This is a genomic window from Bacillus sp. DB-2, assembly GCF_003315125.1.
GTDB classification, from domain to species: Bacteria; Bacillota; Bacilli; order Bacillales; family Bacillaceae_G; genus Bacillus_A; species Bacillus_A mycoides.
Window position 1 is genome coordinate 46,659 of the sequence record NZ_QNRN01000012.1, and the last position, 14,391, is coordinate 61,049.

Consider the following 14,391-nt stretch of genomic DNA (forward strand, 5'->3'; position numbering starts at 1 on the left):
AAATACAAAATGAATTCTCAACAAAATCTCAACAATTGAGTAAGAAAAGTTTATGGAATATATTACTTATCCCATTACGTAGAAATAGAAGTATTTACAAAATAATCTTCAGAATTAACATAAAATTTACAAAAAACTAATAAATTGTTGAAATAACACAAACAAAAATATATACTCTTTATATACTTTTTACAAAATAAGGGATGTGATGAAATGGTTTACAAGGTTACTTAATTGTATATGAATTGTTCGTTTTAAAGATTCGAAATAACTTTAAGTGAGGAGAAATGAATATGTTTCGATTTATGAAATCTCCAATTGGTATAGCGATTGGGGTAGCAGCGGTTATATTGGCATCACCAAAAGCAAGGAAAGGATTACGAAAACTAGCAGTAAAGACAGTATCAGCTTTTCTTGGTGCGAAAGAACAAATTCAAAGTGCTGGTTCAGAAATGGAAGAAGCTTTACCGAAAGTGAAAGAAGCGGCACGTAAAGTGGCTGTGAGAACAGTATCACCAATTTTAGGAGCGGTAGAAGCTGTTCCAAATACAATTTCTAAATTCCAGGAAAAATGGGTTTCTCGTGTAAATGCGTATCATTCTGAGCAAAATATAGATTATGAAAATTTGCCCGTCAGTCCTTAAGTACCACATGAGCAATAACCCTTTTTACTTCCTTCAAGACGATAAGGAGGATGATGATGCAAAGTAAATCATTAAAAACGAGATTTATACGATCGTTACCTGGAAGGATTCGAATTGAAATTTACAAGCTAAAATACAACAAGAACATGGCGAACTTGATATTAGACCGATTTAGTCAAGCGGAAGGTATTTATCAAGTAAGTCCCTCAATTTCTACAGGAAGAGCCCTTATTACTTACGATATCAACAAGACCTCTCTACATAACATTTGCAAAATAATTCAACTTATAGAAGAACAAGTGACCAAGCGAAAGAAAACTAGTACAAATAGCAGTGAAGAAAAGAAGGAATTAATAGATTATTCATCTAGTGTAGTTTCTCGTAATAATGACACGGTTCATAGCAAAAAGGATGAAGGTGTGCCGTTACCGTTAGCACTTTCAGTTGTTGGGTTAGGTGCTTTCGGCATAAAACAATTATTTATGGGGAGATCTGCCTTAGCTAGAAGTCCTGGTCTTTTTTATGTATCCGGAGCTTTATCTGTTGTGACGGGTTATCCGTTCTTGAAGCGAGGATTCAAAAAAATGGTTGCTAGCAAAAAGGTGAATTCTGATCTTGTGCTTGGTGTAGGAACACTTGCACTTGCGCTCGCACGGGAGAATATTGTCGTGCTTGCCGGTCTTAGTCTATTAAACTACTTAAACTGGAAGCGTAGTCAAGCAAACATAAACGAAGAAAATGAGGCGTATAAAGAAAATCTCCTTTCCCCGGAGATTAAAGCCTATAGTGAAAAACAATCAAAATGGGGAATGATTTTTGGTGGAGCAACTTGGGCTTTCACTAGAAATCCTTTGCGCGGAATGGCAGTTTTATTAGCTGCTAATCCCAAACCAGCTGTCTCATCGGCAGAATATGCGTGGCGACAAGGTGATCTGGTTGCAAGAGAAAGAGGATATGTCATTCCGAGTGGTGGGTCGTTATCGCAATTATCTCGGACAAAAACGATAGTATTGGATGATACATCTCGTATATTCCAGGTCTCAGCAGAGGGAATGAGTTGTATTTCACAAGATGAAAATGACGGGCAAGTTTGGTGCACAGCCGCTTCTCTTATTGAAAAAAGTGAGCATGTTTGGAAAGAAGAAGTCGTGCAACAGGCGGCGAAAACTGGAAGAACGTTAAGAAAGGCGTTTGAAGTTCAAGTAGAGAATGAAGGGATAAAAGGTGAAATTCAAGGGATAACTTCCTTTTTCGGAAGTAAAGATTTTGCCGAGCGAAATGGTGTAGATATAAGTGCGTATGAGCTGGAAGCGAAGAGACTTGAAAAAGAAGGTTTTCAAGTTCAGTTCGTCGCTAAAAATAAAAAATGCTGCGGTCTATTAGTTGGATCGAAGGTTACCATTATTCCTGAACTCAAAGAAGTAGTCAATGGGTTACGTAAAAATAAGTGGAGTATAGGTGTTTTGCAAAATAGTTTACATGTAAATCGTAACATTCTTTCTCAATACGGTGTGGATGATAGCTGGCAGCAGGGTGATGCTACCAAACGGGTGGAATTGCTTCGTTCAAATGGAGAAGAGGTATTATTTGCAACTGATCAAAATACCGATTTTTCGTCTATATCATTTGAAGAAATAAAAAATATCTCTCAATCTACAGCGTATGCAAACCGAATCAATATGTTGGTGAATGAGCATTTCCGCGCAGCGAAAGTGTGGAATGTGGTGGGAGAGATGTTAGCAGTTTGGTCTATATTCACAGCACCTGTAATCGCCTTATTTGCAAATGCTTTATCGTTAACGTTCTTATCTAGGGCGAAAAGAATGAGCGAGAAGATATTTTCTTATGGAGAATTGTCGAAAATGGTTTCTTCTCAGCAAAAAGTGATTCCTGCTAAACAAGATCAAATTCCGTGGTATACATTTAATCAAGAAAAAGTGATGAATAGATTACAAGTTGAGAAACAATATGGATTAAGTGATGCACAAGTGAATATGCGAAAAGAAGAATACGGAATGAATCAAATTGAACCGAAACCGTCAGTTCCTTGGATTGCATCATTTATGGGCCAATTTAAAGAATTTACATCGCTTATTTTACTTGGAGCAGCCGGATTATCTGTTATATCTGGTGGGTGGTTTGATGGATTAGCAATGGGGACAATTCTCGTTGTAAATGCAATAATTGGGACGCTTCAAGAACGGAAGGCGGAAAAGGTAGTTGAGGCTTTAAATCAATTCCGCGCTCCTATTTGTAAAGTAATAAGGGAAGAAGCGGAAATAGAAATATCAAGTAGTGAACTCGTTCCTGGGGATATCGTCTGCCTTAAAGCGGGAGACCGTGTACCTGCTGATCTTCGCGTTGTTAACTCTTGGAACTTAGAAATTAATGAAGCGATGTTAACGGGAGAATCACTTCCAGTTGAAAAGAAAGCTGACACTATGCTAGAAGAATGTTCGTTAGCAGAGCGAAACAATATGCTCTTTATGGGGACGTCCGTAACACGCGGTAAAGTGGTGGCAATCGTAGTGGAAACAGGTATGCGTACAGAGATGGGCTATATGATCTCCTTAATGAAAGGGGAGGAAACAGAGCCTACGCCATTACAGCAAAAGGTGACATCTATTAGTAAAACATTTATTAAAGGGGCATTTGTAGCTGGTGGTCTTGTGCTTGTAGCGGGTCTAATTAGGGGACTGCCAATTGCGCAAATGATTACAACGTCGGTTGCTCTTACTGCTTCTGCTGTTCCAGAAGGCTTGCCAATTATGATTACGATTGCTTTAAGTGCGGGTATATTCCGTATGCAAAAGCAAAATGCGCTCGTTCGGAAGCTTTCAAGTTTAGAAACGCTTGGTAGAACAACGGTTATTTGTTCTGATAAAACGGGAACTCTTACGAAAAATGAAATGACTGTTAAAGTAATTGCTACGCCAAATCGTTTATGGAGTGTAACGGGTAATGGGTATGAACCAGTAGGGACAATTGCGGATGTAACTTCATCTAAAGTTGCTGCTTCTGTAGATATGGATGTAGAAGATGCTATTTATCATGAAACGGAAAGTATGCCGCTAGAAAATCCTGATTTAGCTCGCATTCTTCAAATTGGTGTCCTTTGTAACAATAGTAAATTAGAGCAGGAAGATGACCTATGGGTTGTGAAAGGTGATCCGACTGAAGGGGCTTTATTAAGTTTAGCTTCTAAAGCGGGTGTGCTGCATGAAGATATGGCGTCATTTGAACGCCATCATGAAGAACCGTTTGATTCTGAGACGAAAATTATGAGTGTTGTTTGTAAAGAGAGTAACGACGAAGAGTTGTATAAGTTCTCGAAAGGTTCTGTAGAGGCAATTCTTCCTCGTTGTAAATGGTATCAAGATAACGGTCAAATATATCCGTTATGTGATAAGGAAAAAGAAGTCGTTTTACAACAAAATGAAAAATTTGCGGAACAGGCATTACGAGTATTAGGTTTTGCGTACAGTGCTAACGAAAATGATGATCTTATTTTTGTTGGGTTAGTCGGTATGGTTGATCCGCCAAAACCTGAAGTGGAAGAGAGTATTCATGAAGCGATTGAGTTAGGTGTGAAGCCAGTAATGATTACGGGAGATCATCCGACTACAGCGATTTCTATTGCGAAACAAACTGGGATTTGGAATCGTGAAGATCGTGTTTTAACGGGATTAGAAATTGATAACATGACAGATGAGGAATTAAAAGAAGTTGTAAAAAATACATCTGTTTTTGCTCGTGTGACCCCGGCTCACAAATTACGAATTGTAACTGCATTCCAAGCTGACGGTCAAATCGTCGCTATGACTGGAGATGGTGTAAATGATACACCGGCTATAAAAAAGGCGAATGTTGGTATTGCGATGGGGCAAACCGGAACAGAAGTAACGAAAGAAGTTGCTGATTTAATTTTGAAAAAGGATCATTTCGGTTCAATCGTTGAAGGGGTAAAAGAAGGTAGAACGATCATCGGAAACATTCGCAAAGCAGTTGGTTGTTTATTAACGGGCAATTTGGCGGAAGTATTAGTGACGAGTGCGGCTGTTATTGCAGGAATGCCGATTCCGTTAGTACCAATTCAAATTTTATTAATGAATCTTATTACCGATGCTTTACCAGCGATGATTTTAGCTGTAAACCCTGGAAACAAAACGAAGCAAACGAAACGCCAAGATATTGTTGATAAAGAATTGTATAAAAAAGTTGTGACAAGAGGAGTATTGCTTGGGGTAGGTTCGCTCGCTGTATTTGGTATTAGTTTAGCGGCTGGAGTACCTCTTCCAGTAGCGCAAACATCAGCGTTTGCGGCTTTAGTTGCCGGACAGCTCATTCAAACTTTCTCCTGGAGACAAGAGGGATCAGAAGAAACAATTCGCGATTGGTCAAAAGACCGTTTCTTTATTGCAGCGTTAGGAACGTCTTGGCTCGTATTGTTATCAGCTATATATGTACCGCCGTTAGCTCGTATATTCCATACCGTTCCGTTAACACTGACGCAATGGATACCTGTTCTTCTCGTAGCGGGTACAGTATCTAAAATTTCGAAGCCTATTATTAATTTAGTTTCATATAAGAATAATAATCTAGTAAAGCCGATAGTTTCTGAATCTGCATTATTAAAAACAGTGTAAAGGAGCAATGAAAATGATACGAAAAGTTGTTATTGGATCTACTTTAGCGTTAGCGAGTGCCGCTTTATTACCTGTCGTAAGAAATACACTTCGTCCGCTTGTTGAATCAGGAGCAAGAGGTGTGAAGTCTACTTTTGAAACAATTAAAGAAGAAGTAGAAGATATTATTGTGGAAGCGAAAATGGATAGGATGCAAAAGCAATTTGAAAAAGAACTTTCTTATGTGGAAGATGACACTACTGATGAACAAGAAATTATAGAAGCGGCAGCTGAACAAGCGCAAGATGAAGAGGAGGAGATTAAGCATGATGCATAAAGCTTTAGAAAAAGATGTAGATTATCATTTGGAAAAAGCATTAGAGCATTTTGAGCAGGCGTTAGATTTAAGTGTAAAAGCGGCATCAGAAAATAAAGCGATGCAAAAAGAGGTTGCTACGAAAATGGGATCTTTCACAGGTGAAATTTTTCACTCTGTTCGTGAAAAAGGAAAAGCAAATCGTATGAATATAATGAAATGGTTCACTCTTCCTCGCTTTTAAGGGAGGAGGGGGATTAAGTGGAAGGAATATAGGGAGTTTGTATCTCCCTTATTCATATTCCATACTATGCATGTCGCGTTAATTATCTTAATATTCAGAAATATATTTCGCGCGGAGGAGTGAATGAATTAAATGACAGCATGGATGATGGTATTAGCACTGACATTTTCATCAAGCATTGATAACTTAGGAGTGGGAATTTCTTACGGCATTCGCAACATACGAATTAGTCATTTTTCCAATCTTATCATTTCGGTTATTTGCTTTTTGTTTAGTGTGGCCGGGATTTATTTTGGGTTATGGCTTTCGAAAATTTTGCCTGGGATTATGCCAGTAGTCATTGGTTCTTTCTTATTAGTTGTCATTGGTCTTCGAATTGTATTATTAGCAATTCCTCGTAAGGTAGCATCTACAGAAATAAATGGTTTAACGAAAAATATAGGTGAATCTGGAGGAATCGGATTTGTAGAATCCATCTTTCTTGGCATTGGTCTGTCTGCTAATGCATTAACGAACGGATTAGGTGCTGGTTTATTCGGTTTGAATCCGATAGCGATATGTGTTGCTGCGGCAATTGGTAGTTTCATAACAGTTTGGGGCGGAGTTGCATTAGGGAGAAAGATAGCTCACGTTCGTATTGGGAAATTTACTTTAGGGCAATTTGGAACATTGATTAGCGGAACTTTACTATTAATTATTGCGTTTGCTGCGTTTTTTGATTGAGTTATCCAGCTATTTGCGGGTTCATAATCAGCGGGGATGATCAAAACCTCCACTGATTAAAGTTTCACTTTATAGAAAGAGAAAGGAATGATATTTTTAACATCAGATGAATAGAAGGTGAACGAAGTGAGATTACTTTATAAAAGGTTGAAGTACTCTGAACTTGAGGCTGAATTACAATTAGTAGAAAGTGTTTTAAGTTCAGGGTATTTTATTTTATTAGATATATTCTTTTTGTCTTCGTTATTAACAGTGCTAACTTTTTCCTTGCACCATTCATTTCTAGTTGCATTTTTCACTTTTATTAGTTCTTATATTGTTTGTAGTAGCATATTTTTTTTATTGAGAAAGTGGTTGCAATAAGTTGCTCTATTAAACTACGCAGAAAAAGCCGTCTTAAAAAATTTCGATTTTTTAAGATGGCTTTATTTTATGATTCGTAATATATGTTTACAAAATGTAAACATATATTACGAATCCCCACCTTGTAACTTGGCAAAAAAATTTGTTAATATAATTGTATAGAAGTTGTAGTTATCTTGCATGTGACAACTATGATTATTCTCATGAATAGAGGGGAATGGAATATGTCTGAAGGAACTGAAAGAAGTAATCTTGGGTTGTTATTAAAAGAATTACTGAAGGGAAAATCTTTATCGATGCGAAAACTGAGCGCGCTTACTGGAATTGATACTGCTACTATTTCAATGATTATAAATGGTAAGCGAAAAGCAAATCCAAAGCATTTGCAAAAGTTTGCAGATTGCCTCGGTGTTCCGATCGCAGATTTGTTTGTGGCGGCAGGTTATTCTATTGAAACAAAGCAGGAAGAACAATCTGATATTCAAGTATCCATTAATAGCATTGAACATTTACTTGAATCTTCACAGTTATATGATCAAAAGTTTAGTATCGCGAATGTAGAGCAACAATTGGCTAATTACGAGCAATATTCGCAAACAGAAGAAGGAAAAGAAACGATTGAAAAGGGGTTTCTTGAAAAAATTCAAAAGGTAAGTAGTATTGGTCCATTTATTAATGATTTAAAAGAATTGTATGAGAGATTTACGAAGAAGAAGGGGACAGTTGCAGAACTTGCCTTAATGGGAAGTGCGTTGATCTACTTTATATTATCAGTCGATGTGATTCCAGATTACATCTTTCCTATCGGTTATTTAGATGACGCTGTTGCTGTGCAACTTGTTTTAAATTCGCTATTGAAAAGATAAGATACTTATATGAATAGATAGATAAAGATATTTATATACCGATAGTTTGGAATATTTGTGTTGTTATGAATATACGAAAAAGGTGTACCCCGTGTTAGAACGGAGTACACCTTTTTCGTATGTTTGTAAGTTTTAGTTCACAGATCTCTCTGTATACTCATAAGCTTTCTCCCCGTGCATCGAAATATCAAGCCCCATTTGTTCTTCGTGCTCATCGACGCGAACAGGGAGGAAGAAGTTAATCGCTTTAATGATGGCGTACGTCATTATGATTGTGAATGCATATGTTGCGCCGATTGCTACAAGTTGTTTGAAAAGGAGAGATGCGTTTCCGTAAAATAATCCGTTAGCGCCATCACCGTTTACAGTAGTAGTTGCAAATAGTCCAGTTGCAATACCGCCCCAAGTTCCTCCGATGCCGTGGCATCCAAATGCATCGAGTGTATCGTCGTACCCGAATTTGTTTTTTAAGAAGAAGACAGCACCGAAACATAATATACCGCCAATTGCTCCGATAAGAAGAGCGGAGAAAGGTGTAACGAATCCGCAAGCTGGCGTAATTGCGACTAAACCAGAAACAACCCCGCAAGCAGCTCCCATCGCAGTCGGCTTCGATTGGAAGAACCATTCAGAAAGCATCCAAGTTAAAGCGGCGGCAGCGGCGGCTATATTTGTATTAATAAATGCAGTTAAAGCTACGTCATTTAAAGATAATGCACTACCGACGTTAAAACCGAACCAGCCGAACCAGAGTAAGCCTGCGCCTAACATTGTAAATGGTAAATGATGAGGAGAGGTACCGCTTATGTTTTTTCGTTTTCCTAGGAAAATAGCTAATACGAGACCAGCAACTCCAGATGTGATGTGAACGACGTTACCGCCAGCAAAGTCTAGCGCACCAAGTTCTCTCAGCCATCCGCCAACGCCCCACACCCAATGAGCGACAGGATTGTAAACGATTGTTGTCCAAAGCAGGATAAAAATAAGAAAGGCAGAAAATCGCATTCTTTCGGCGAATGCACCTGAAATTAAAGCCGGAGTTAAAATAGCGAACATGAGTTGGAACATCATAAATAAATTGTGAGGAATAGTAGATGAGTAGTCTGGGTTTGGTGCGTAGGTAACTCCGTTTAGAGCGAACCAATCGAGATTGCCGATAAGTCCGTGCCAATCTGGTCCGAATGATAAAGAATAACCGATAACAATCCATTGAATCGAAACGATAGCCATTGCGCTATAACTGTGCATTGTCGTGCTGAGTACGTTTTTACTGCGAACCATACCCCCATAAAAAAGTGCCAATCCTGGTGTCATCAACATGACCATTACTGTCGTTACAAAAATAAAAACTGTATCCCCCGTATTCATTCTCTCTCCTCCTATGATGTTAGAAAAAATAACATCTATATGTTATGTTTCATATCATATTCGAAATAAAAAGAAAAATCAACTAAAAATTCAGAAAACTTTTTAGTTAATGTTAGAAAACCTGACATGATGTATTTTGAAGGGATAAAATCAACGTATGCGATTTGCTCTAAAAATTGGTATAATATTCTTACAATTGGAAGTTTGGGGGATGCGTGTGAAAAAAATATGGACTAAGGAACTATTCATTTGTTTTTGTTTAGCTGTTATTTTGTTTGTACCAGTACATACTTTTGCGGAAGAAAAAAGGGAATGGCGAGATGAAGTTATATATTCCATTATGATTGATCGCTTTAATAACGGAGAATCGAAAAATGACAAACAGTTAGACGTTGGTAATTTAGAAGGGTATCAGGGCGGAGATATACGTGGGATTATAAAAAGATTGGACTACATAAAAGAAATGGGATTTACTACTGTTATGCTTTCGCCGCTTTTTGAAAGTGAAAAGTATGATGGATTAAGCGTTCGAAACTTTCAAAAAGTAAATGAACATTTCGGAACAGAAAATGATGTGAAAGAACTTGTAAATGAGGCTCACAAAAAAGGAATGAAAGTTGTCTTTCAATTTCCGTATGAAGAAAATGAACAACAATTAATTGACTCGATGAAATGGTGGATAAAAGAAGTCGATTTAGACGGAAGTTATGTGATACATAGTGAAAAAAAGCCGCGTGCTTTTTGGGATGAAGTACAAAAGGATTTGCAGAAGGTAAAGAAAGATTTTCACATTATGACAAAGGAAGATAATGAGTACTATAAAAAAATAGTAGAGTCATTTTCAAAAGCAGATATGTCTGTGAAACCTTTATATGATGTGAGTGGAAAAGAAGAGGAATTCGCTACGTTTTTAGATAATCAAGAAACAAAGCGATTTGCACGTATTGCAAAAGAAAATATGTATTACCCGCCGTCTCGTTTAAAACTAGCGATCACTTACTTATTAACATCCCCGGGGATACCGAATTTTTATTACGGAACTGAAATCGCATTAGATGGGGGAGATGCTCCAGATAATAGACGATTAATGGATTTCAAATCTGATGAAAAGTTTATGCAGCACATAACGAAGCTAGGTGAACTTAGACAAACGAGACCATCTTTACGACGTGGTACGTTTGAACTTCTATATGATAAAGATGGAATGAGTATACTAAAAAGAAAGTATAAAGATGAAGTAACACTAGTAGCGATTAATAATACGAAAAAAACGCAAAAGGTTTCCTTACCTGTAAGTGCAATTGGTGAAAAACAAGAGTTAAGAGGATTGTTAGAAGACGAAATTATAAGAGAAGAAAACGGAAAGTTTTATCTTGTTTTAAAGCGTGAAGAGTCGAATGTGTATAAAGTTAGCGAAGAAACAGGTGTGAACTGGTTATTTATCTCCTTAATAGTTGGTGTGAATGTATTATTTATTGCTTTTTTAATTGCGGTTAAAAAGAAAAGATCCTCTGTATAGATAGAGGATCTTTTTTTCTTAGCGGTAGTTAATGAACTGTACGTCGATTGGTAAGTCGACGCTGCGAACGGCTGCGATTACTGCTTGTAAGTCATCACGGCTTTTCGCTGTTACGCGTACTTGGTCATCTTGTACTTGCGTTTTTACTTTTAATTTCATTTCTTTAATGATGTTGTTAATTTTTTTCGCGTTATCTTTATCGATACCTTGTTGCAGAGTTGCACGTTGGCGAACAGTATTACCAGATGCAGTTTCAACTTTTCCATAGTCCAAGTTTTTAATTGGAACGTTACGTTTTACAAGTTTAGAAATTAGAACGTCTTTTACTTGGTCTAATTTGAACTCGTCATCAGAAGTTAAAACAAGTACTTCTTTTTCTAATTTAATATCACTTTTACTACCTTTAAAGTCATATCGGTTTTGGATTTCCTTTAATGCGATGTTAATTGCGTTTGTTACTTCAGGTAATTCTACTTTCGAAACGATGTCAAAAGAACTCTCTTTTGCCATAGTTAGCACCTCCAAATAAATTTCTATCTTTTCATGCACCTAAATAGGCTATGTAATATACATATTAAAGTATAGCGGAAAATACATCGATTAGATAGAGTGTTGCAACTTAAGTGTTTTGACGGATCATCCGTAGGGGAATATAGTCCTATAGATACAGTCTTTATTTAATTATAGTGAATTTTGGGCAGTTGGACAAATAAAGGAAAAATCGTGTTATAATTAACTTTTGTTTGGAATGATAAAAAAGATAATTTTATATATATAGAAGGGAATTAAAAAATATGTATTTGCAATTAGGATCGATTGAACAGGTAACTGTTTTACGCGAAACGGAAATCGGATATATGGTTGGAAACGAAGAGGAAGAAATCTTCCTACATAAAAACGAATTAGCTGGAGAAATTGCAGAAGGCGATACGATTGATGTATTCTTATACCTTGATCACCAAAATCGTATTTCAGCAACAATGAAGGAACCAATTATTACAACACATGATTGGAATTGGGTAAAGGTTGTAGAAGTTATTCCTAGTTTAGGTGTGTTTGTTGATATTGGTGTATCAAAAGATATACTAATTCCACTTGATGAGTTTCCAATTTATATGCCAGTATGGCCTGTGGAAGGCGACGAATTATATTGTACGTTAAAATTAACGAATCGTGATCGTTTAATTGCTCTTCCGGCAAGAGACAGTGATATGCAAGAAATTATCGTAGATGCAACGCCATCTATGCGTAATAAAAACGTAAATGGACGTGTATATCGCTCACTTCAAGTTGGTTCATTCATACTAACTGACGAGCATTTCCGTGCTTTCTTACACCATACAGAAAGAAAAGAACAAGTCCGCATCGGTGAGCGCGTAACAGGCCGTATCATTGATGTGAAAGACGATGGTACAATCAACATTTCACTTCTTCCTCGTAAAGAAGAAGGAATGGAAGATGATGCAGCAGTACTTTATGCATATATGGAAGAACGAGGCGGAGCGATGCCGTTTTGGGATAAGAGCAACCCAGAAGACATTAAAGAACGTTTCAATATGAGTAAGGCTGCATTTAAGCGTGCACTTGGTAAACTGATGAAAGAAGAAAAGATTTACCAAGAAGAAGGTTGGACTTACTTTAAGAAATAAAGTGAATGAAAAAGATCTATTTTTCTCTAGTTTGTTAGGGAATGGGTCTTTTTTGTTTTGCCATTTTCTAAAAAATACGATAAATTAATTGAATATTCATGTTATTATTTATTATTATTGATGTTTAAAATGTTAGGGGATTATTTTTTTAAGGAAATACAACAGAGAAATCTGTCATGTTTGATGGGAAAACGCAAACACACAAATTTGAATATGATGTAGATAATAAAAATACAGTGTATGTCGATGCGTTAAATCGTCGTATTGAACACACATATGATGAAAGTGCAAACAAGATTAAAACAAAAATGCCAAACGGCTCAATTTTAGAATCTGTTTATGATTCAGCAGATCGCCTCATTGGTGAAAAGCGAAATGGAAAAGATTCATTTACATTCGAACGTGATGAGAATGGACAAGTTACGAAAGTAAAAGATCATGTTAATGGTGTAGAACGTACGAAAACATACGATAAGGCAGATCGCGCCACAAGTGCAACGGATAGCCGAGGCGGAAAAGTTGACTGGGCATATCACGACAAAGCAAACAGTAAGACAGAAAAATTAAAAGAACAAACAGTAACGCAAGGTGGATACACAAATAAAGTATCGTATGACTACAACACGTTAGATCAAAACATCCGTGTGACAGACGGTTCTCAAACGTATCGATTTGATTATGATGATCAAGGAAATATTCGTACGTATACAGCCGGAAATGGTTCAGGTTCTACCTTCAACTATGATCATACGAACAAAATTAAAGATTTAGTAGTAGGTACGTCAAACAGTATTCTTCTTTCTGAACGATATGAATATGATCAAGCGGGGAACCGTACGAAGATTAAACATGAAGGTGCAGGCGGAAAAGTAACAGAAACAAACTTTATATATGACCCGATTAACCAACTATTAAACGAGACATTACCAAACGGGACAAGTAAATCTTACACATATGATGGATTTAGAAACCGTACAAGTGTGAAAGTTGTAGAGAATGGAAAAGAAACAAAATCTATAGCGGCAACATTTAATGAAGGAAATCAGCTTGTTAAATTCGGAGATGAATCTCTGACGTATGATGCGAATGGAAATCGTACATCTGATGGAAAGTACAAGTATACATGGAATGAAGATGACCAGATTGTAGCGATTACAAAACAAGGTGAGAGCAATGCATTCGCAACATATAAGTATGATGAGGATAATCGGCGTATTGAAAAGAATATAAGTGGAACAGTAACACGCTACTTCTATGATGGAGACAGTATCAATCCATTGTATGAAACAGATGGAAGTGGAACTGTACTTCGTCAATATGTATATTCTACAAGTGGTACACGTCTAGCAATGAAATCGCAAGGACAAACAGTATACTACCACTACAACCCTCGTGGTGATGTAGTCGCGATGACAGATCAAAATAGAGGAGTTGTCGCAACGTATGAATATGATTCGTGGGGTAACGTATTAAAGAGTGAAGTAAAAGGTATCGCAGCAGACAATCCATTTGGATATGCGGGATACATGTATGATAAAGAAATTGGCACGTATTATCTGATGGCACGTTATTATAATCCAGATCATGGTGTGTTCTTATCGGTGGATCCTGATCCAGGTGATGAAGATGATCCGATTACAATGAATGGGTATACGTATGGTGATAATAATCCGGTGATGATGGTGGATCCTGATGGGCGTGCTCCATGGTGGGTTGCAAGTGCAGCAATGGGTGCTGGTTTTGGATTAGCTTCTTATTTATACAAAAACAGGAAGAGTGGATATAGTTGGAAAGGTGCTTTAAAAGCCACAGGGACAGGTGCTTTACGTGATTTGGCTTTCGGAGGAGTAGGGAGAGTTTTAGGTTTTATAACTCCTATGAAAGGGGGGCAAGACTTCTGGGGAAAACTATCCAAGGAAGAGTGACTGTCCCGTTTAAACAGGTGGGTCGTAATGTATCCCGATTGGCTAAAAATCCGAAAAAACATTTTGGAAGGCTTCCAGGAGCGAGGTTAGAGAGTATAGCTAAAGCGAAGAAGAATTCTGCAAAAGCAAAGTTAATGCGTATTTCTAAT

Annotated in this window: 11 protein-coding genes and 1 pseudogene; 10 read left to right on the forward strand and 2 right to left on the reverse strand. The window is 37.2% G+C overall.

The window, feature by feature from the left end; genetic code table 11:
- The first annotated feature begins 293 nt into the window (after positions 1 to 293).
- The 7 genes from DET63_RS20155 (at position 294) to DET63_RS20185 (ending at position 7,781) form a co-directional block, all read left to right on the forward strand.
- A complete protein-coding gene (locus tag DET63_RS20155; protein ID WP_002087015.1) occupies positions 294 to 644 on the forward strand; it encodes a YtxH domain-containing protein in 351 nt (116 codons plus the stop codon).
- A 56-nt stretch (positions 645 to 700) separates the two neighbouring features.
- The gene (locus tag DET63_RS20160) at positions 701 to 5,290 is read left to right on the forward strand and encodes a cation-translocating P-type ATPase (protein WP_113937658.1); all 4,590 of its coding nucleotides are present in this window, start codon (positions 701 to 703) and stop codon (positions 5,288 to 5,290) included.
- 13 nt (positions 5,291 to 5,303) lie between these two features.
- Positions 5,304 to 5,606: a hypothetical protein gene (locus DET63_RS20165; RefSeq protein ID WP_002087012.1), complete on the forward strand. Its 303-nt coding sequence runs from the start codon at positions 5,304 to 5,306 to the stop codon at positions 5,604 to 5,606.
- Entirely contained in the window at positions 5,596 to 5,829 is a 234-nt protein-coding gene (locus tag DET63_RS20170; protein ID WP_113937659.1) for a hypothetical protein, read from the forward strand. Before DET63_RS20165 ends, DET63_RS20170 begins: the two co-directional genes overlap by 11 nt.
- A gap of 132 nt (positions 5,830 to 5,961) precedes the next feature.
- Positions 5,962 to 6,552, forward strand: coding sequence for an MntP/YtaF family protein (locus tag DET63_RS20175; RefSeq protein WP_113937660.1), 591 nt, complete (start codon positions 5,962 to 5,964; stop codon positions 6,550 to 6,552).
- Between the two features lie 126 nt (positions 6,553 to 6,678).
- Positions 6,679 to 6,915, forward strand: coding sequence for a hypothetical protein (locus DET63_RS30975; RefSeq protein ID WP_002134945.1), 237 nt, complete (start codon positions 6,679 to 6,681; stop codon positions 6,913 to 6,915).
- 224 nt (positions 6,916 to 7,139) lie between these two features.
- A complete protein-coding gene (locus tag DET63_RS20185) occupies positions 7,140 to 7,781 on the forward strand; it encodes a helix-turn-helix domain-containing protein (RefSeq protein ID WP_113937661.1) in 642 nt (213 codons plus the stop codon).
- A gap of 132 nt (positions 7,782 to 7,913) precedes the next feature.
- On the opposite strand, the gene DET63_RS20190 is transcribed toward DET63_RS20185, so the two are convergent.
- Complete coding sequence (locus DET63_RS20190; RefSeq protein WP_113937662.1) at positions 7,914 to 9,149, reverse strand: ammonium transporter; 1,236 nt, start codon at positions 9,147 to 9,149, stop codon at positions 7,914 to 7,916.
- Positions 9,150 to 9,306: 157 nt separating this feature from the next.
- Between DET63_RS20190 and DET63_RS20195 the strand changes: the two genes are divergently transcribed.
- Positions 9,307 to 10,668: an alpha-amylase family glycosyl hydrolase gene (locus tag DET63_RS20195; protein ID WP_113937663.1), complete on the forward strand. Its 1,362-nt coding sequence runs from the start codon at positions 9,307 to 9,309 to the stop codon at positions 10,666 to 10,668.
- An 18-nt stretch (positions 10,669 to 10,686) separates the two neighbouring features.
- On the opposite strand, the gene DET63_RS20200 is transcribed toward DET63_RS20195, so the two are convergent.
- Positions 10,687 to 11,178: a YajQ family cyclic di-GMP-binding protein gene (locus DET63_RS20200; RefSeq protein ID WP_002030284.1), complete on the reverse strand. Its 492-nt coding sequence runs from the start codon at positions 11,176 to 11,178 to the stop codon at positions 10,687 to 10,689.
- A gap of 284 nt (positions 11,179 to 11,462) precedes the next feature.
- Here DET63_RS20200 and DET63_RS20205 point away from each other — a divergent pair, with 284 nt between their 5' ends.
- On the forward strand, positions 11,463 to 12,317 hold the full coding sequence (locus DET63_RS20205; protein WP_113937664.1) for a CvfB family protein: 855 nt from the start codon (positions 11,463 to 11,465) through the stop codon (positions 12,315 to 12,317).
- A 152-nt stretch (positions 12,318 to 12,469) separates the two neighbouring features.
- Positions 12,470 to 14,242: pseudogene (locus DET63_RS20210) on the forward strand (RHS repeat domain-containing protein); the annotation flags it as partial.
- Positions 14,243 to 14,391: the final 149 nt, after the last annotated feature.